The organism is Streptacidiphilus sp. ASG 303, assembly GCF_020991365.1.
Taxonomy (GTDB): Bacteria; Actinomycetota; Actinomycetes; order Streptomycetales; family Streptomycetaceae; genus Peterkaempfera.
The window spans coordinates 246,885-266,355 of sequence record NZ_JAJLRA010000001.1 but is presented as its reverse complement, the minus strand read 5'-3'; the positions used below and the strand labels follow the sequence as shown (position 1 = coordinate 266,355).

Here is a 19,471-nt window from a genome sequence, read left to right as displayed (position 1 = left end):
CGACGCCTGGGACGCTACGGCGGGGCGCTTAGCACCGGCTTAGCAGCCGCTGTGCACCCCCGCTGTGCATTCCCGCCGGGCCCGTTCGCGCCGGGCCCGTTCCCGCCGGTCGTGCTCACGCCGGCGCCGCCCCCGCCCCTCGGCCCGCCGGTGCGGCCGCCGCCGGGCCGGTCCGGCGCAGGTGGGCGAGGCCGCGCGCGTCGCCGGGCCCGGTGAAGAGCGCCCTGGCCCGGGCGGTGGCCGCGTCGGCGCCGACGCGGTCGCCCGCCTCCTCCGCGAGCCGCGCCAGCACGACCGCCACCCACCCGGCGGCGCACCGCGACCCGGCGACGTGCTCCAGCTCCTGGGCGCGGACGAGCAGGGCCCGCGCAGCGGCGGTGTCGCCCGCCGCCCGGGCGACGAGCCCGAGGTGGAGCAGGCTGTTGGTCCGGCCCGGGACGTCGTCGGCCTCCTCGAACCCGGCGAGCGCCCGGCCGACCGCCGCCCGCGCGCCGTCGAGGTCGCCGGCGGACAGCGCCAGCAGGCCGAGGCAGCCGAGGGTGATCCCGACCTCGCGGCGGTCGCCGAGGCGCCGCCTGACCGCCAGGCTCGCCTCCAGGTGCCGCCGCGCGGCGGCGCGGTCCCCGCGGGCACGGCAGATGTTGCCGAGGGCGTTGAGGGCCAGCGACTCCCCGCGGGGGTCCCCGAGGTCCCGGAAGCACGCGGCGCTCCGCTCCGCCGCCGCGGCGGCCCCGTCCGTGTCGCCGTCGAGCCGGGCGGCCCACGCCAGGTTGGCCAGCGCGTACCCGCGGGCCTGCGCCGCGCCCACCAGCCGCCCCGCCAGCACGGTCTCCTCGAAGTACACCGACACGCGGCCCCCGGCGCCTTCCTCCACGACGTAGCCGGGCGTCATGACGGGGAGGAACGGCCCGGTGGCGCCGTCGAGGTCCGCCAGCAGGTCCAGGCTCCCGGCGAACGCGGCCCGGGCGGCCGCGCCGTCGCCGAGGGAGGCGGCGCGGATCCCCCGCTGGTACGCGGCGGCCGCCAGGACGGCGGGCACGCGGGCGGTGGGAGCGCCGCGGGCGAGCGCGCACGCCTCGTCGAGCGCCCGGTCCGCCGCGTCCCAGGCGCCGCACATCCACAGCAGGACCGACTGCCGGTGGAGGGCGTAGGCCAGCGCGGCCCGGTCCCGGCCCGCCCGGTGGACCGCCACCGCCTCCGCGGCGGCCGACACCGGCCGGGAGCAGTCGCCGAGCCGGATCGCGAGCACGGCCAGGGCGGCGAGGGCCCGCGCCCGCAGCGGGGTCGGCTCCGGGGCGGCGGCGAGCGCCGACTCCAGCCGGTGCCGGCCCTCGGCGAAGTAGCCGCGCTCGGTCCAGAACAGCCGCAGGGCGACCGCCAGCCGCAGCGCCGTCTCCGGGTCGCTCCCGAGGGCCGAGCCGAGCGCGGCGCGCAGGTTGTCGTGGTCGGCCTCCAGCTGCACCGGCGTGCCGCCGGGGACCCCGGCCCCCTGCCCCTGCCCGTGCCCCTGCCCGCGTTCCGACCCGGCCCCGGGCTGCGGCTCGGGCTCGTAGGCCTCGGCGAGCGCCAGGTAGAAGCGGCGGTGCCGCCGTTCGGTCCCCGCCTGCTCCCCGGCCTCGCGCAGCCGCTCCCGCGCGTACTGGCGGATCGTCTCCAGCAGTCGGTAGCGCGCCTCGCCGCCGTGGCGCTCCACGAGGACGAGCGACTTGTCGACAAGGCGGCCGAGGGCGCCCAGCACGCCGTCCGGGTCGCCGTCCTCGCCGCACACCTCCTCGACGCCGGCCAGGGAGAAGCTCCCGGCGAAGACCGCCAGCCGCCGCAGCAGCCGCCGCTCCCCGGGGTCGAGCAGCCGGTGGCTCCACTCCAGGGTCGCCAGCAGGGTCCGCTGCCGCGTCACCGCACGCCTGCCGCCCTGCCCGAGGAGGGTGAGCGCGTCGTCGAGCCGGTCGGCGACCTGCCGCGGCTCCAGGACGCGCACCTGCGCGGCCGCCAGCTCCAGGGCCAGGGGCATCCCGTCCAGCCGGAAGCAGATCTGCGCCACGGCCGCCGCGTTGCCGGGGCCGAGCCGGAAGCCGGGCGCCACCTCCGCCGCCCGCTCCGTGAACAGCCGCACCGACGCGAAGCGGCCGAGCGCGGCCGGGGCCGGCAGCCGGCGCGGGTCCGGCAGTCCGAGCGAGGGCACCCGCCAGGTGCGCTCGCCGTAGGCCCGCAGCGGCTCCCGGCCGGTCGCGAGCACGGTGACCCCCGGGCAGCGGGCCAGGACCTCCGCGACGAGGGCGGCGCACGCGTCGACCAGGTGCTCGCAGTTGTCGAGCACGAGCAGCAGCTCCCGTCCGGCCAGCCGGGCGGCCAGCGCCGCCGCCGTCCCGCCGGACCGCGGCAGGCGGACGCCGAGCACCTCGGCGACCGCGTCCGGGACGAGCCCGGGCTCCGTGAACGCGGCGAGGTCGACGAACCACACGCCGTCGCGGACGGCGCCGGTGCGGCGGGCCGCGACGGCCAGGGCCAGCCGGGTCTTGCCGCAGCCGCCCGGCCCGGTGAGGGTCACCAGCCGGCTCCGGGCCAGCAGCTCCTCCACCTCGGCAGTCTCGCGCTCCCGGCCGACGAAGCTGGTCGTCTGCGCGGGCAGGTTGTGCCGGGGCGCGGGGCCGGGCCCGGGCCCCCCGTCCTCGCTCCCGTCCCCGTTTCGGTTCCCGTCCCCGATCGCGTTCCCGTCCCCGTCCCCGTCCCCGTCCCCGTCCTCGACCGAGCCCGCCAGCAGGGTGCGGTACAGCCGCCGGGTCTGCGGGTCCGGGTCGGACCCGGTGCCGCTGCGGAGCGCGTCGCGCAGCCGCTCGTACACGGCCAGCGCCTCGCGCCGCCGCCCCGCGGCCGCGAGGGTCCGCATCAGGGCCCGGCGGACCGGCTCGTCGAACCCGTCCTCGGCGGCCAGGGCCTCCAGCACCTCGACCGCCTCGGCGGGGCGGCCCTCCCGCTCCAGCGCCCCGGCGAGGCCCGCCCGCAGCCGGGTGCGCCGCACGTCCGCGGCGTCGCGCGCCTCCTGCGTCCACGGCTCGTAGGCGTCCTCGGGGAGCAGCTCGCCCCCGGCCAGGTCGAGCGCGGCGCGGTACTCCGCCGACCCGCCGCCCGCGGACGCGCGCCGGGCCGCCTCCTCCAGGTCGTCGAGGTCGACCCGGACGCCGCCCTCCGGGCCGAGGACGACCGTGTCGTCGCGCAGGACGACCACGTCCCCGGGGGCCCCGGCCGCGGTCAGGGCGCGCCGGGCGGCGTGGAGCACCTGGTGCAGGTTGTTCGCGGCGGCCGCGGGGTCCAGGTCGGGCCACAGCAGGTCGTAGACCCGGTCCCGGTGCAGCCGGTGGCCCGGGGCCAGGGCCAGCAGCTTCAGCAGGGTCCTGGCCTTGCGCAGCCGCCACTCCCCGGCGGCGACGGGGCGGTCCCCGACCACCACCCGGAAGCCGCCGAACAGGCTGATGCGGACGTTGTCGGACATATCTGCCCCCACCGCACCCTACCGGCGGCCCGGAGCCCCGTCCACGGCACGCGGGCCCCGGTGCCCGTCCCCGGTGCGCCCCGGCCCGGCCGCCGCGCACCGGGGACGGGCGCCGGGTCAGGTGAGCGACGGGTCGAGCAGCCGCACGGTGCCCCGGTCCGCGTCCAGGCGGGCCCGCACCCCGATCGGGAAGGTCCGCATGGGCACCCCGTGGCCGACGTCGGCCCCGGCCAGGACGGGCACCCCGAGGTCCCCGAGGCGGTCGCGGAGCAGCTCCTCCACCTCCTCCGGGGCGCCGCAGCGGGTGAAGGTCCCGCAGACGATCCCGGCCACGCCGTCGAGGTACCCCGAGCGGCGCAGCTGGGTGAGGATGCGGTCCAGCCGGTAGACCTCCTCGTCCACGTCCTCCAGCAGGAGGACCGCGCCCCGCGCGGGCCGGGAGGTCGCCGACCCGAGCGAGGAGGCCAGCAGGGTGGCGGTGCCGCCCGCGGTGACGCCCTCCGCCGTGCCGGGCACCAGGGCCCGGGCACCGGGGAAGGCCAGCTCCCGCACCGAGGCCGGGTCGGTGAGCAGCCGCGCCAGGTGCCCGAAGGCCGGGCTGTCCGGGTGGAAGCCGTCGCAGGCGGGCATGGGCGCGAACAGCGACGCCCAGCCGAGTCTCACCGCGACGGCCTCCAGCAGCGCGGTGACGTCGGAGTACCCGACGACCGCGCGCGGCGCCGGGGCGCCGACGCGCTCCCAGTCGACCAGCTCCAGGGTGCGCTGGGCGCCGTACCCGCCGCAGGCGAGCAGGACGGCCCGGTAGGACGGGTCGGTCAGCGCCCGGGTGAGGTCGGCGGCCCGCAGCGCGTCGGAGCCCGCGAGGTACGCGCCGCCCGCCCGGGCGGAGGGCAGGACGTCGGGCTCCAGGCCCAGGCCGCGCAGCGCGGCCAGCCCCCGGTCGAGGGCGGCCTGGTCGGGCGGCCCGCTGGCGGCGGCGACGGCGACGCGGTCGCCGGGGCGCAGCGCCGGGGGCCGCAGCAGGGACTCAGCCACGGCCGTCCTCCGCCCCGGGTGCCTGCGCCGCGCCCCCCGGCGCGCCGGCCGTCCCCGCCCCGCCCGCCGGCGTGTCCGCCGCCGCGTCCACCAGGTGGCAGGCGGCCTGCCGCCCGGCGCCCGGGTCCGCCGTGAGCACCGGCAGCTCCCGCACCGTGCACCCCGCGGCCTCCCGGCCCGGTCCGTCCAGCGCCGCCCACGCTGGGCAGCGGGGGTGGAAGCGGCAGCCCGCGGGGACCGCGGTCGGGTCGGGCGCCTCGCCGGTGAGGACGGTGGGCCGCCGGCCGCGGTCGGGCCCGGGCAGCACGGAGAGCAGCGCCCTGGTGTAGGGGTGCACCGGCCGCAGCAGCACGTCCTCGACGGTGCCGACCTCGACGATCCGGCCGAGGTACATCACCGCCACCCGGTCGGCGATGTTCCAGGCCAGGCCGAGGTCGTGGCTGACGACCAGCGCGGAGAGCCCCAGCTCGTCGCGGAGCCGCAGGACCAGCTGCAGGATCTCGCCGCGCACCGAGGCGTCGAGGGAGGCCACCGGCTCGTCGGCGACGACGACGGCCGGGTCCAGGGCGAGCGCCCCGGCGATCACCACGCGCTGCTGCTGGCCGCCGGAGAGCTGGTGCGGGTAGCGGGCGAGGAAGTCCTCCGGGGGGCGCAGCCCGGCCCGGGAGAGCGCCGAGCGCACCCGCTCCTCCAGCCCCTCCTTCAGCCCGTGCAGGCGGGGGCCCTCGGCGACCGCGTCGAACACGGTCTGCCGGGGGTTGAGGGCGCCGCCCGGGTCCTGGAGGACCAGCTGGGTGTGGCGGCGGTACGCCTTGAGGGCGGAGCCGGTGTACCGCAGGGGCGTGCCCCGGTACAGCACCTCGCCGGAGGTGGGCCGGGTCAGGCCCACCAGGGCGCGGGCCAGGGTGCTCTTGCCGCAGCCCGACTCGCCGATCAGGGCCAGGATCTCGCCCTGCTCCAGCCGCAGGTCGACGCCGTCCACGGCCCGGGCGGGGCCGCGGCCGCCGCGCGGCGGGTGCACGACCGTCAGGCCGCGGACCTCCAGGGCCGCCGGTGCGGCCTCCGCCGGGCCGGCGGAGGCCGTCGGCCCGGCGGCGGATGCGGGTGCCGATGCGCTCATGACTGTCCTCCTGCTGACGTCCCGGCGGCCGGCTGCGGCGCGGCCTGCTCCTCGGCCTGCTCCCCGGCCCGCTCCCCGGTCGCGTCCGCGCCGCCGGGCTCGGCCGGCACCGCGTCCGCGCCGTCCGCGGGCCGTTCCGCGGCGCCGTCCCGCAGCGCCCCGTCCGGCAGCACCCCGTCCGGGAGCACCCGCAGGCAGGCCGCGTCCCGTCCCGGACCGGCGGGCCACAGCTGCACCGCGCCGGTGCGGCAGTCCGCGTCCGCCTCCGGGCACCGCGGCGCGAAGGCGCAGCCCGCGCCCAGCTGCGCCTGGTTGGGCGGGTCGCCGGGCAGCCCCGAGGGGGCGCGGCGGGAGGCCGGGTCCCCGATCACGGGGAACGCCCCGGCCAGTGCCCGGGTGTAGGGGTGCCGGGGGTCGGTGAGCAGCTGCGCCGACGGCCCGGTCTCGACGAGCTGCCCGGCGTACATCACCGCGAGCCGGTCGCACATCTGCGCCAGCACCGACAGGTCGTGGCTGATCATCAGGACGGCGATCCGCTCCTCCTTCACCAGGTCGGCCAGGAGCTGCAGGATCTGCGCCTGGACCATGACGTCCAGGGCCGTGGTGGGCTCGTCCGCGATGATCAGGTCGGGGCGGCAGGCCAGCGCCATCGCGATCATGATCCGCTGCCGCTGGCCGCCGGAGAACTCGTGCGGGTAGCCGTCGAGCCGCCGCACGGGCACGCCGACGCTCTCCAGGAGCTCCCCGGCCCGGCGGCGGGCCTCGCGCCGGGTCGCCCCCTCGTGCAGCACGATCGGCTCGCAGATCTGGTCGCCGACGGTGCGGACCGGGTTGAGCGCGCTGAGCGCGCCCTGGAAGACGACCGACGCGCCGGCCCAGCGGACCGCCCGCACCCGGCTCCACTTCGCGGTGAGCAGGTCCTCGCCCTCCCACCGCACCTGCCCCTCCACGCGGGTGCCGGCGGGCAGCAGCCGCAGCAGGCTCAGCGCGAGGGTCGACTTGCCCGAGCCGGACTCGCCGGCCAGGCCGAGCGTCTCGCCGCGGTCCAGCGTGAGGTCCACGCCGCGCACGGCGGGCACCTCGCGGCCGCCGCTGCGGTAGGAGACACCGAGGCCGCGCACCTCCAGCAGGGTCATGACGCCCCTCCCGTCCGGGGGTTGAGCAGGTGTTCCACGGTGCGCCCGGTGAGGGTGAAGCCCAGCACCACGAGCAGGATGGCCGTGCCGGGCGCCATCAGGTACCACCACGCGCCGTAGGTGACCGCGCCCTGGGAGAGGGCCGCGCTGAGCATGGAGCCCCAGGTGACGTCGGTGGGGTCGCCGAGGCCGAGGAAGGTCAGGGTCGCCTCGGACAGGATCGCCGAGGCCACGGTGAGCGTCGCGGAGACCAGGATGATCGGCGTGACGTTCGGCAGGATGTGACGGAACATCACCTGGGCCTCGCCCGCGCCCAGGGCCCGCGCCCGCTCGACGAACGGCCGCGCCCCGACCGCGATGGTCTGGGCCCGCACCAGGCGGGCGGTGGCGCTCCACGAGGTGACCGCGATCGCGATCGTGATCGACACCGGGCCCTGCCCGATCACCGCCGCCAGCGAGATCGCCAGCGGCAGGCTCGGCAGCGCGATGAACCAGTCGGTGACGTGCATCAGCGCCCGGCCGAGCCGCCCGCCGTAGTGCCCGGCGACCAGGCCGACCGCGCTGCCCAGCAGCACGGTGAGCACGGTCGCCACGCAGCCGACGGCCAGCGAGGAGCGGGCGCCCCAGACGGTGAGCAGCAGCACGGACCGCCCCGCGTGGTCGGTGCCCAGCGGGTACGCGCCGCTCGGCGGGGCCAGCAGCGGCCCGTCGACGCGGGTGACGTCCAGCTGGCCGTCGCCGATGTACAGGGGCGCGGTCAGCGCCAGCAGGGCGGCCAGCACCAGGATGCCCAGGCCCGCGGCGCCGGCGCGCCGGGCCAGGTAGGCGCGGGCGAAGCGGCGCAGCGCGGCGGCGCGCGGCGGCCGGTACGCGGGGGCGGGGCCCGGGGCGCCGTCCGCCCGGAGGCCGTCCGCCGGTGCGCCGTCGGCCCGGGTGCCGTCGGCCCGGGTCCCGTCCGCCCGGGTGCCGGGGGCCGTCACTGGGCACGCACCCGGGGGTCGAGGAAGCGGTACACCACGTCCGCCAGCAGGTTCATGAGGATCACCGAGGCACTGAAGACGATGAAGGTGCCCTGCAGCAGCGGCAGGTCCGGGACCTGCAGGGCCTGGTAGGTGAGGAAGCCGAGGCCGGGCCAGGAGTAGACGGTCTCCACCGTGATGGCGCCGCCCACGACCGTCCCGAGCTGCAGGAAGATCACGGTGACCGACGGCAGCAGCGCGTTGGGCGCCGCGTGGCGGTTGCGGACCTGGCTGTCCATCAGCCCCTTGGCGCGGGCCGTCAGCAGGTAGGGGTTGCCCAGCTCGTCGATGACGGACGAGCGCATGACGGTCACGTACTGGGCGAAGACGACCAGCACCATCGTCAGGCAGGGCAGCACCAGGTGGTGCGCCACGTCCAGGACGTGGCCGAAGCCGCTGGGACTGTAGGCGTCGCTCATGCCGCCGGCCGGGAAGAGGCTGGGGATCGGCCCCAGGCCGGTGCTGAGGACGACCAGCAGGATCATGGCCAGCCAGAACGTGGGGACCGACCAGAGCGTCAGCGAGATCCCCGAGGTCAGCCGGTCGAACCGGCTGCCGTGCCGCCAGCCGCTGTGCACGCCCAGCCACAGGCCGAGCACGACGGAGAGCAGGGTCGCGGTGCCGGTCAGCAGCAGGGTCGGCCACAGCCGCTCCCCGATCAGGGAGGCCACCGGCTGCTGGAACTGCCAGGAGTCGCCGAGCCTCCCCTGGAGGGTGTCCCCGACGAAGGAGAGGAACCGGTGCCACACCGGCTGGTCCAGGCCCAGCTGGTGGCGCAGGTGCTCCATCTGGGCGGCGCTGGTGGGGCGGCCCCGGGTCAGCGACTGCACCGGGTTGGCCGGCATCAGGCTGAACAGCACGAAGCCGATGACCAGGGTCACGGCGAAGCTGACCAGCGCGGCCGCCACCTTGGAGGCGAGGTAGCGCAGGAACGGTGCGGGGGACCGCCCCGGGCGGGAGGAGCCGGCCGGCTCCTCCCGCCCCGGGAGGGCGACCGCGTCGAGCAGGTCGCTCACGGGGTCACTCCCGGTCGTCCGAGGCGGAGCGGCGCCGCATCGCGAGGACGGCCACGCCGGCCGCCACGAGCACGGCCACCAGGCCGCCGCCGATCAGCGCCGCATTGCTGCCGGAGCCGTCCTTCGCGCCCTTCGCGGGCGGGGCGGCGGTGATGTAGTTCCAGAAGGTGGTCTGCGACGGGTACAGCCCCGCCGCGTCCGCCTTGCCGGTCACCAGGTTCTGCACGGTGTCGGTGCGCACGGCGTCCAGGCCGTTCGCGTAGAACAGCATGATGTCGCTGTTCGCCTTGTAGAGGATGTCCTGCATCTTCCCGATGACCTGCGCCCGCTCGCCCTGGTCGAAGGTCGTGACCTGCTGCTCGAACAGCTTGTCGTACTCCGGGTCGCAGAAGAAGGCGTCGGTGCTGCCGCCGTTGCCCTGGTCGTCGGGGAGCGCGTCGCAGGTCTGGATGCCCAGCAGGTACGTCGGGTCGGGGCCGGTGCTCCAGCTGTCCATGAGCATGTCCCAGTCGCCCTTGGCCAGGTCGTCGTTGAGCTTGCTCATCGACAGCGCCTGGATGTCGACCTTGACGCCGATGTCCTTCAGCCACCCCGCCAGGTAGGCGCTCGCCTGGGTGTCGCGCGGCCGGTCGGAGTGGATGCCCAGGCGCAGCACCAGCGGCCTGCCGGTCTTCGGGTCGGTCCGCACGCCGTCCCCGCCGCGCTTGTACCCGGCGTCGTCCAGCAGCTTGTTCGCCTTCGCCGGGTCGTGCTCGGCCTTGCCCCCGGCCGGGCTCCACGCCCACTGCGGCCAGGCGGGCGGCAGGTAGCCGGCGCCCGGCTTGCCGAGGCCGTCGATGACCTTGGCGACCAGGGTGTCCCGGTCGACCGCCAGGGCGATGGCGCTGCGCACGGCCGTGTCGCCCAGCGCCGGGCTGCCGGTGCCGAGCTTCTTCCCGGACTTCGTCCGGGCGCCCGCGTTGAGCTCGACGCCGAACCAGCGGTTGCCGACCTCCTGGAAGGCCTTGACGTCCTTGTCGCCCTTCAGGGCCTTGTACTGGGCGGCCTCGATGTTGTTGACGTAGTCGAGCTGGCCGCTGCGCAGGGCGGCGACCGCCGCGTCCGGGCTCTTGAAGCTCTGCTCGACCAGCCGGTCGAACTTCGGCGCGCCGAGCACGAAGTCCTTGTTGGCGGTGAACTTCGCGTACTGCTCGGTCCTGAAGTCGGTGAGCGTCCACGGCCCGTACCCGACCAGCGGGAAGGTGTCGTTCTTGAAGGACTTGAGGTCGCCGGTGTGCTGCTCCCACACGTGCTTGGGCACGATCGGGATGCCGCTGACCGGTATGGAGACGTAGGGGACGTTCGACTGCGGCTTCTTGGTCCTGATCACCAGCGTGGTGGCGTCCGGGGCGGTGACCTTCTCGAAGTTGGCGACGAGCGAGCCGTTGGCGGTGGCAGCCGTCTCGTCCGTCATGATCAGGTTGAGCGTCCAGGCGGCGTCCTCGGCCGTGATCGGCTTGCCGTCGCTCCACTTCAGGCCGCTGCGGAGGGTGTACGTCCAGGTGAGCTTGTCGTCCGACGGCTTCCAGGAGGTCGCCAGGTACGGGCCCGGGGTGCCGTCGGGCTGCAGCGAGTTCAGCGTCGGGTAGACCGAGCCGAAGATGTCCAGCGCGCCGTTGAAGTAGGCGAGGAACGGGTTGAGCGTGTCCACCCCGGAGAAGGACATCGCGGCGCGCAGCGTCGTCGGCTGGTCGGCGGCGGCCGCCGCGGGCGCCCCGGCGACACCGGCGGAGCCCGCGAGGGCGAGCGCGGCGAGGGCGGCGGCGGCGCGGGAGGCCCGGTTGCGGGTCCGGGCGGTGCCCGGTCTGGCGGAGGGGGTGCTGCGGTCGGCGTCGGTCGTCACGGAGGCTGCTCCTCGTGTCTCGGGGAAGGGTGCCGCAGGGAAGGGGTCTCGCAGGGGTGTCGCAGGGAGGGGCTGTCGCAGGGAAGGGGTCTCGGGGCGGAAGGGGGACCGCAGGCGGAGGGGCCCGCCGGCGGGGAGGGGGTCAGGCGGGGTCGCGCGGGTCGGTCCGCAGGTAGCGGTCGAGGACCGCCGCGCCGAAGGAGAGGCTCGCGAGCGGCACGTGCTCGTCGACGCCGTGGACGTAGTCCCACACCGGGAAGCCCGGCGGGGTGCTGCCCGGCGCGAAGCCGTAGCAGGCGATGCCGAGCCGGGCGAACGCCTTGGCGTCGGTGCCGCCCGACATGCAGTACGGCAGGACCAGCGCCTCCGGGTCGGCGGCGCGCAGCGCCCGCGCCATCGCCGCGAACTCCGGGGAGCGGTGGTCGGCCGAGACGGGCGCGGTGAAGCTCGCGAAGGAGCGGTCCACGCCCTCCTCGCGCAGCACCGCGTCGACCGCGGCGAAGAAGGCGTCCTCGGCGCCGGGCAGGATGCGCCCGTCCACGCCCGCCGTCGCCTCGCCCGGGATGACGTTGTGCTTGTAGCCGGCCTGCAGCATCGTCGGGTTGAGGGTGTTGGACAGGGTCGCCTCCACCAGGGAGGCCGCCTCGCCGAGCGCGCCGAGGAACGCCGGGTCGGCGGGGTCGGCCGCGAGGCCCAGCCGCTCGCCCAGGCCCTCCAGGAGCGCCGTGACCACCGGCGTCGGGTGCACGGGCCAGTCGAGCGAGGAGAGCCGGTGGACCGCCCGGACCAGCCGGGCCACCGCGTTGTCCGGGTTGGCGCGCGAGCCGTGCCCGGCCGTCCCGCGGGCGGTCAGCGTCATCCAGGCGCTGCCCCGCTCGCCCGCCGCGACCGGGTACAGCCGGCCGCCGTCCGGCAGGTGCACGGTGAAGCCGCCGGACTCGCCGATCGCGGTGGCGACGCCCTCGAACAGCTCCGGGTGCTCCTCCACGAGGAAGCCCGCCCCGTACGCGCCGGTGTCCTCCTCGTCGGCGACGAACGCGAGGACGACGTCGCGCGGCGGCCGGTACCCGTCACGGGCGAAGCCCCGGGCGACGGCCAGCATCATCGCGTCCATGTCCTTCATGTCCAGGGCGCCGCGGCCCCAGACCGCGCCGTCGCGCACCTCGCCCGCGAACGGGTCGAAGGACCAGTCGGCGGCCTGCGCGGGCACCACGTCCAGGTGGCCGTGGACCAGCAGGGCGGGGGCGGCCGGGTCGGTGCCGGGGATGCGGACCACGGTGCTGGCCCGGCCCGGCGCCGACTCCAGGACGACGGGGTCGAGGCCGGCCTCCGCCAGGGTCTCCGCCACCCACTCGGCCGCCGCGCGCTCCCCGCGCGAGTCGCCGCCGCCGAAGTTGGTGGTGTCGAACCGGATGAGGCGCGAGCAGAGCTCCGCCGCGTCCTCGCCGAGCAGGTCGGCGGCCTCCCGGGGTGTCTCCCGGGGCGTCTCCTGCGGTGCGGTGCCGGTGCTCATCGGCCCTCCTCCTCCGTGTCCCTGCCGCCGTCGCCGGCAGCCCCGTCACTGGCAGCCCCGTCGTCGGCAGCGCCGTCACCGGCCGGGTCGCCACCGGCAGCGCCGCCACCGGCCGCGGAGCCGCCGTGCGGCGGGCCGTAGTGCGCCGGGCCGCCGTGCGGCGGGCCGTCCGGTGCGTGACGGGCCGCCAGCGCCCGGTGCACCTCGGCCCGGCGGCGCTCGCGGCGGGACGCGCCCTTGGCCCCGGCGGCGGCGAGCACCGACAGCAGGTGCCCCACCGCGGTGACGGCGGCCGGCGAGGGCAGCGGCTCCCCGTCGGGGCCCGCCACCGCCAGCACGTGCGCCGCGTACTCGGCCAGCGGGCCGTCCGGGTCGTCGGTCACCGCGACCACGGTCGCGCCCAGGGCGTGGAACTCCCGGGCCGCCCGCACCGCCAGGTCGCCGTGCGGACGCAGCGCGAAGACCACCAGCACGTCACGGACGTGCGCGTCGCACAGGGCGTCGGCGGCCGGTCCCGCGCCGGGCTGCACCAGCGTCACGTCCCGCAGCGACGCCGCCAGGGCGTCCGCAAACAGCACGGCGTGGCCGAAGCACCCCAGGTCGCCCAGGACCCAGCGCCGCCGGCCCGCCAGGACCGCCTCCGCGGCCAGCTCCAGCGCGCCGCCCGACTGCAGCGCGTCCAGGACGGCGCCCAGGTTCTCCCGCTCCCTGGCCACGGCGCGGCGCAGCCCGGTGCGCCCGGTCCCCGCGCCCTCCCGTTCGGTGAAGCGCAGGTCCGGGGCGGCCAGCCGGAGACCGGTCTCCTGCCGGGAGCGCAGCCGCAGGTCGTCGGTGTCCGTGAACCCCGCCGTGGCCAGCAGCCGCTCCAGGTCCGCCGCCGTCGCGGACGCGCTGCGCAGCAGCCGGGCGGGGCGCTCCTCCAGCGACGCGGGGTAGTCCGCCGCGATGGCGGCGAACAGGCGCGCACCGGCCTGGCCGCAGACGCCGGCGGCGTCCCGCAGGTGGGTCAGGACGGGGGTGGGGGCGAGTGGGGGCCGCATGGAGGTGCCCTTCGGTCGGATCGGCACGGGGCTGCAGGGGTGGCGTGTACCGTCAGTTAACGGCTCCGGCGGATTGCTTGATCTAAAAGTTGGGCGAGTATTACTGTCGGCATATGACCTCGTCAAGGGATCACCAGCTCCCGCCCACTTCCGAGGACGACGGGCCGTCACCCTCCGCACCGCGGTCCTCCGACGGACCGTCGACCGGCGGCACCCACGCGGTCGACGCGCCGTCACCCGCCCTTCCGGAGCGCACCGCTCCGGGGCCCGGCCCCGGTCCCGCCGAGCCCGATCCCGTCGAGCCCGGTCCCGCCGGTCCCGCCGCCGAGCTGCCCGTGCCGGCCGCCGACCGCGCCGCCGCCGAGGCGGGGCGCGCGGTCGCCCGGATCCGGCGGGGCGCCGGGCTCACCCTGAGCGCGGTCGCGGCCGCCTCCGGCCTGTCCACCGCGTACATCTCGCAGATCGAGTCCGGCACGGCCAACCCCACCGTCCGCACCCTCGCCCAGGTCGCCGAGGCCCTCGGCGCCTCCCTGGGCGACCTGTTCGCGCCGGGCGCCGAGGAGCGGCCCGGACCGGGCTTCGCCCCCCGCTTCGCCGCCGTCCCGCCCCTGGCCCGCACCCCCGGCCACCGGGCGGTCTGGGACCTCACCGCGCACGGCTCCGAGGCCCTGTCCCTGCGGCTCGTCCACGCCGACCCCGGCGACCACGGCGAGCCCGTCCGGCACGCGGGGGAGGAGGCGGTCGTCGTGGTCGCCGGCCGCTGCCGGCTGCACGTCGGCGACACCGCGCGGACCCTCGGACCCGGCGACGCCTGCCACTTCGACGCGGGTGCCGAGCACCGCGTCACCGACGCCACCGACGACCTGCTGCTGCTGGCCGTCCTCACCGGGAAGCAGGAACCATGACCCCGACGGGCACCGCCCCGCCGCCCCCCCCCCCCGCCGGGGCCCCCGACGCATCCCACGCCTCCGAGGGCCCCGACGCCCCCGAGGCCCCCGACGGCCACGAGGCCCCCCACGCCGGCCCGGACGCCGCCGGCGCCGCCCTCGCCGAGGCCGCCGGCCCCGACCGCGCCCCCGAGGTCTGGCCGCTCACCGCCCGCACCGTGGACGGCGTCCTCCACGTCGGCGGCGTCGCCCTGCCCGACCTCGCCGCCGCCTGCGGCACCCCCCTCTACGTCGTCGACGAGGCGGACTTCCGTGCCCGCGCCCGCGAGTGGCGCGCCTGCGGCGCCGACCGCGTGCACTACGCCTCCAAGGCCTTCCTCTGCGCCGAGGCGGTCCGCTGGGTCGACTCCGAGGGCCTGCACCTGGACGTGTGCAGCGGCGGCGAGCTGCGCCTCGCCCTGGACGCGGGCTTCGACCCGGCGCGCATCGTGCTGCACGGCAACAACAAGGCGCCCGAGGAGCTCCGGGCCGCGGTCGCCGCCGGCGTCGGCACGGTCGTCGTCGACTGCCTGGAGGAGATCGACCGGCTCGCCGCCCTCGCCCGGGCCGCCGGCCGCGTGCAGGACGTCCACGTCCGCATCGCGCCCGGCGTCACCGCCGCCACCCACGCCTACATGGCCACCGGCGGCGACGACGTCAAGTTCGGCTTCCCCGTCACCGGCGGCCGCGCCGAGCGGGCCGTCCTCGCCGTCGCCGCCGCCGGGTCGCTGCGGCCGGCCGGCCTCCACGCCCACCTCGGCTCGCAGCTCCTCGACGCCGCCGGACTGCGCCTGTCCGCCCGCCGCGTCGCCGCGTTCGCCCGCACCCTCGCCGAGCGCCACGGCGTCCGCGTGCGGGAGCTGGACCTCGGCGGCGGCGCGGGCATCGCCTACCTCCCCGGCGAACGCCGCCTGCCCGCCGCCGAGTTCGCCGCCGCGCTCCGGTCCGGGATCGCCGACGTCCTCGACCCGGCCGGGACGGCCCTGGCCGTCGAGCCGGGCAGGTCGCTCATCGGCACCGCCGGGGTCACCCTGTACCGGGTCGGCGCCGTCAAGGACGGTGTCCGGCGCCGCTTCGTCTCCGTGGACGGCGGCATGAGCGACGCCCTGCGCCCCGCGCTGTACCAGGCCCGGTACACCGCCTGGAGCGCCGGGCGGGGCCTGCAGGGCCCGCCGGTGCACAGCGTCGTCGTCGGCCGCCACTGCGAGAGCGGCGACGTGGTGGTGCCCGACATCGCCCTCCCCGCCGACCTCGCCGCCGGGGACCTGCTGGCGGTGCCCGCCACCGGTGCGTACCACCACGTCATGGCCAGCAACTACAACTTCCAGCCCCGCCCCGCCGTGGTCTCCGTCCGCGACGGGCGGGCCCGCCTGATGGTCCGTCGGGAGACCCCCGAGGACCTGGCGCGGCGCGACGCGGGCGGCGCGGAGATCGACCTGGAGAGGGCGGCACGATGAGCAGCGAGCAGCACGACGGCGGCGCACGGGGTTCCGCCGCACAGAGCCCTGCCGCACAGGGCCCGGCCGCACAGGACCCCGCCCCGCGGGGCGGCGCCCGGCCCTCACCGGTCACCGCCGCGCACGTGGCCGCCGGCTCCGGCAGCAGCAGCTGGCCGTCCGGCGCGGGCGAGGAGGCGTGGTGGTGCGCCTCCGACCCGAGCACCGCCACCGTCCGCCTGCGCCGCGCCCTGCCCGGCGGCGCCGCGCAGGACGTCCTCGGCGGCACCTGGTCCGTGCGCAACCGCTCCCTCGGCTACGGCGGCCGCCCCTACCTCGTCGCCCCCGACCCGGACGCCGGCCACCTCCTGGTCTTCACCCACCACGGCGACCAGCGCCTCTACCGCACCCGCGTCCCGGCCCTGCGCCCCGGCGGACCGGCGGAGGCGGCGGACGAGCCGGTCCCCCTCACCCCGCCCGACGAGGACGGCACCGAGACCTGCTACGCCGACCCGGTCGCCGCCCCCGGCGGCGGGGAGGTCTGGTGCGTCCGCGAGACCACCCGCGCCGCCACCGGGCCCGACGACGCCGACCCGGCGCCCCGCACCGCCCGCGCGATCGTCGCGGTGCCGCTCGACGGCTCCGCCGCCCACGACCCCGCCCGGGTGCGGGTGGTGGCCCGCTCCCACCACTTCCTCTCCGGCGTGCGGATCAGCCCCGACGGCACCCGGCTCGCCTGGATCGGCTGGGACCACCCCCGCATGCCCTGGGACGAGACCCGGCTCGTCGTCGCCCGCCTGGAGGACGGCACCGCCGTGGAGCAGGCCGAGGTCCTCGGCGGCCCCGGCGTGTCCGTGCCGCAGGCCGAGTGGCGCGACGCCGACTCCCTCTACGCGATGGCCGACCCCGACGGCTGGTGGAACCTGCACCGCGTCGACCTGCACCCGGACGGCACGGCGACCGCCGCCTGCGTCCTGCCCATGGAGCGGGAGTGCGCGGACGCCCTCTGGCGCGTCGGCGCCACCTTCTTCGCCGTCACGCCGCGCGGCGTGGTGCTGCGCCACCGCGACGGCGACGAGCAGCTCGCCCTGTGGGAGCCGGGGAGCGGCACCCTCACCGCCCTGGCCGACGGCTGGACCGAGTTCGGCTCCGACCTGTGGGCCCGCGACGGGCACGCCCTGGTCCTGGCCGGGGCCGCCGACCGCTCCACCGCCCTGCTGCGCGTCCCGCTGCCGCCGCCCGGCGGGCCCGTCGAGCCGCCGCTGCGCTGCGTCCCGGCCGAGCCCGACCCGTACGCGGCCGTGCGCCCCGTCGGCGAGCGGCGCACGGCGACGGCCGCCGACGGGCAGCGGGTGCACTACGTGTACTGGGCGCCCACCGGCCCCGACCCGCGCGGCACGGACGCCGGGGAGGGCCAGGCGCCGCCGCTGCTGGTCCACGTGCACGGCGGGCCCACCAGCTCCACCTCGGTCACCCCCGACACCGAGACGGCCTTCTTCACCTCCCGCGGCTTCGCCGTGGCGAGCGTCGACTACGGCGGCTCCACCGGCTACGGGCGCGCCTACCGCGAGCGGCTGCGGCACTCCTGGGGCGTGGTGGACGTGCAGGACAGCGTCACCGCCGCCGCCGACCTGGCCCGCCTCGGCCTCGCCGACCCGGCCCGCACGGCGGTCCGCGGCGGTTCGGCGGGCGGCTGGACGGCGCTCGCCTGCCTGTCCTCCACCGACGCCTTCTGCTGCGGCGCCGTCTACTACCCGATCAGCGACCCGGCGCGGTGGTCCGGCGGCGAGACCCACGACTTCGAGTCCCGCTACGTCGAGGGCCTGGTCGGCGAGCTGCCGCGCGACCGGGAGCGGTACGACCGCGTCTCCCCGCTGGGCAACGCCGGCCGCATCACCCGGCCGCTGGTCATGCTCCAGGGCGCGGACGACTTCATCTGCCGCCCCGACCAGGCCGAGCGGATCGTGGCGGCGGTGGCCGCGCGCGGGCTGTGGCACCGGTACCTCGTCTTCGAGGGCGAGGGGCACGGCTTCCGGCGGGCGTCCAGCGTCGCCGCCTCCCTGGAGGCCGAACTGGAGCTGTACGCGCACGCCATGGGCCACGCCGCGGAGGGCCCCCGGGAGCCCGCGGCGGCCGGGGGAGCCGCGGCCGGCTGACCCGCCCCGGCGGCCGGGCCCGCGGGGGCGGGTCCGGCCGCCGCACCCGCGGGCCCTGCCGTCCGCGGGCACGCCGCGGCGGGCGTGCCGGTCCTCCCGGACCCGCACGCCCGCCGCGGCCGGCGCCGTCAGGCGACCAGCGCCAGCCACGTCGGCTTCTGCACGGTGGCGTCGGCGGGCAGCCCCTGCGCGACCTGGTAGGAGACCACCGCGTCCCGGGTCGCCGGTCCGAAGCCGCCGTCCACGGTCAGCGACGCGCCGTGGGCGTCCAGCCCGGTCTGGGCGGCCTTGACGGTGCTGCCCGACGCGCCCTCGCCGACCGTCGACACCAGGGCCTGCCAGGTGCGCGGGCCCACCACGCCGTCGGCGGACAGGCCCTGCGCGCTCTGGAAGGAGACGACGGCGGAGCGGGTGCCCGGCCCGAAGTCGCCGTCCACGGTCAGCGACGCGCCGTGCGCGTTGAGCAGGTGCTGCACCATGCTCACCCGGTAGCCCGTCTGCCCCTGCTGCACGGTGGGCCAGGACAGGGCCGGCGGCGCGGCGGGGGTCCCCCCGGTCCCGGCGGCGAAGGCGGCGAGGTCGGCGGCGGTGCCGTTGAAGACGTCCTGGTCCCCGGGGAGGACGCCGGAGTCCGCGTACTGCCAGATGTGCTGGCCCGTCCAGCCGGCCGGCAGCGGCGCGGGGGAGCCGTTGTAGTTGGCGACGAAGAGCGGGTCGGCGGCGGCCGAGGGGGAGTTGCCGGTGCAGGTGGTCCACCAGTCGGTGGTGGTGTACAGGCTCGGCGTGCGGCCGGTCCGGGCCTTCACCTCGTTGCCGAAGTCGGCGATCCAGGCGGTCATCGCGGCCTGGCTGAGGCCGAAGCAGGTCGGTCCGTAGGGGTTGTACTCGATGTCGAGCAGCGGCGGGAGGGTCCGCCCGTCGGCGGTCCAGGTGCCGCCGTGGTCGACGAAGAAGTCCGCCTGCGCCTTGCCGCCGGAGCGGTCCGGCAGGGCGAAGTGGTAGGCGCCGCGGATCAGCCCGGCCGAGGCCGAGCCGTTGTACTGCTGGGAGAAGGTGGGGCTCTGGTACGTGACGCCCTCGGTCGCCTTCACGTACGCGAACGAGGCGCCCTTGGCGGCGGCAGCCGCCCAGTCCACGCTGCCCTCGTAGCTCGCCACGTCCACGCCCAGCGGCCGCGCGCCCGCCGGGAGCGCCGCCGCGAGGGCCGGCGTGGCCGTCGCGGTCGACGTGCCGGTGGGGGCGGTGGGGGCGGCGGCGCGGTCGTGGGCGCGGCCGCGGAGGGTCGAGCCGAGGTGGTCCGCGTCCGGGTGGCTGATCGGCGCGGGCGCCGGCCTGCCCAGGGCGGCGGCGGGGGAGCCCAGCGCGGTGGCGCCGAGCGGCAGGACGGCGGCGGCGAGCACGGCCGCGAACCGCAGGCGCGGCGACGGCGGCAGGGGGTGCGGCATCGGGTGTCCTCCTGGGAAGGCCGCGGTGCCGGAGGGGGGAGGCCTCCGGAGGGGCTGGAGAACAGTAGTGCGGAAATTGACCGTGAGGGCAAGGGCTCGGTCGAAAAGTTTCGTCGACTCCCTGGTGCGGGACCGTGGCGCGCGACCACCGGGTCATCCTCGCCGGACGGTCCGTCAGTTCGGTTTCCGCACTGGTGGGAAAGGTCGTCGCTCCCGGCTTTGACCCGCCGGCGCGGCCGGGGGGCGGCCGTCGCAGC

At 77.5% G+C, this 19,471-nt stretch carries 13 protein-coding genes; 3 read left to right on the top strand and 10 right to left on the bottom strand.

Going from position 1 to position 19,471, the window contains the following annotated elements; genetic code table 11:
- Positions 1–115: 115 nt before the first annotated feature.
- The 9 genes from LO771_RS01180 to LO771_RS01140 form a co-directional block, all read right to left on the bottom strand.
- Positions 116–3,490: a BTAD domain-containing putative transcriptional regulator gene (locus LO771_RS01180; protein ID WP_230647394.1), complete on the bottom strand. Its 3,375-nt coding sequence runs from the start codon at positions 3,488–3,490 to the stop codon at positions 116–118.
- Between the two features lie 117 nt (positions 3,491–3,607).
- On the bottom strand, positions 3,608–4,525 hold the full coding sequence (locus tag LO771_RS01175; RefSeq protein WP_230647392.1) for an LD-carboxypeptidase: 918 nt from the start codon (positions 4,523–4,525) through the stop codon (positions 3,608–3,610).
- Positions 4,518–5,645 carry an ABC transporter ATP-binding protein gene (locus LO771_RS01170; RefSeq protein WP_230647390.1) on the bottom strand — a complete coding sequence of 376 codons (1,128 nt, stop codon included), beginning with the start codon at positions 5,643–5,645 and terminating at the stop codon, positions 4,518–4,520. Before LO771_RS01170 ends, LO771_RS01175 begins: the two co-directional genes overlap by 8 nt.
- Positions 5,642–6,781, bottom strand: a complete 1,140-nt coding sequence (locus tag LO771_RS01165) for an ABC transporter ATP-binding protein (RefSeq protein WP_230647388.1) — start codon at positions 6,779–6,781, stop codon at positions 5,642–5,644. The genes LO771_RS01170 and LO771_RS01165 overlap by 4 nt, the downstream gene beginning before the upstream one ends.
- On the bottom strand, positions 6,778–7,761 hold the full coding sequence (locus tag LO771_RS01160) for an ABC transporter permease (protein WP_230647386.1): 984 nt from the start codon (positions 7,759–7,761) through the stop codon (positions 6,778–6,780). Before LO771_RS01160 ends, LO771_RS01165 begins: the two co-directional genes overlap by 4 nt.
- On the bottom strand, positions 7,758–8,816 hold the full coding sequence (locus LO771_RS01155; RefSeq protein ID WP_230647384.1) for an ABC transporter permease: 1,059 nt from the start codon (positions 8,814–8,816) through the stop codon (positions 7,758–7,760). Before LO771_RS01155 ends, LO771_RS01160 begins: the two co-directional genes overlap by 4 nt.
- A 4-nt stretch (positions 8,817–8,820) precedes the next feature.
- Entirely contained in the window at positions 8,821–10,698 is a 1,878-nt protein-coding gene (locus LO771_RS01150) for an ABC transporter substrate-binding protein (RefSeq protein ID WP_230647382.1), read from the bottom strand.
- 142 nt (positions 10,699–10,840) lie between these two features.
- A complete protein-coding gene (locus LO771_RS01145; RefSeq protein WP_230647380.1) occupies positions 10,841–12,211 on the bottom strand; it encodes a M20/M25/M40 family metallo-hydrolase in 1,371 nt (456 codons plus the stop codon).
- On the bottom strand, positions 12,208–13,251 hold the full coding sequence (locus LO771_RS01140; RefSeq protein ID WP_230647378.1) for a MurR/RpiR family transcriptional regulator: 1,044 nt from the start codon (positions 13,249–13,251) through the stop codon (positions 12,208–12,210). The genes LO771_RS01145 and LO771_RS01140 overlap by 4 nt, the downstream gene beginning before the upstream one ends.
- 113 nt (positions 13,252–13,364) lie before the next feature.
- On the opposite strand from LO771_RS01140, the gene LO771_RS01135 reads away from it, so the two are divergent.
- The 3 genes from LO771_RS01135 to LO771_RS01120 are packed head-to-tail and all read left to right on the top strand — an operon-like array spanning position 13,365 to position 17,769.
- Positions 13,365–14,156, top strand: coding sequence for a helix-turn-helix domain-containing protein (locus tag LO771_RS01135; RefSeq protein WP_255743579.1), 792 nt, complete (start codon positions 13,365–13,367; stop codon positions 14,154–14,156).
- Entirely contained in the window at positions 14,153–15,634 is a 1,482-nt protein-coding gene (gene lysA / locus LO771_RS01130; RefSeq protein ID WP_230647376.1) for a diaminopimelate decarboxylase, read from the top strand. Before LO771_RS01135 ends, lysA begins: the two co-directional genes overlap by 4 nt.
- On the top strand, positions 15,631–17,769 hold the full coding sequence (locus LO771_RS01120; protein WP_304944745.1) for a prolyl oligopeptidase family serine peptidase: 2,139 nt from the start codon (positions 15,631–15,633) through the stop codon (positions 17,767–17,769). The genes lysA and LO771_RS01120 overlap by 4 nt, the downstream gene beginning before the upstream one ends.
- A 128-nt stretch (positions 17,770–17,897) precedes the next feature.
- On the opposite strand, the gene LO771_RS01115 is transcribed toward LO771_RS01120, so the two are convergent.
- Positions 17,898–19,214 (bottom strand): GH25 family lysozyme, encoded by a 1,317-nt coding sequence (locus LO771_RS01115; protein WP_230647374.1) that lies wholly within the window; start codon positions 19,212–19,214, stop codon positions 17,898–17,900.
- Between the last annotated feature and the right edge of the window lie 257 nt (positions 19,215–19,471).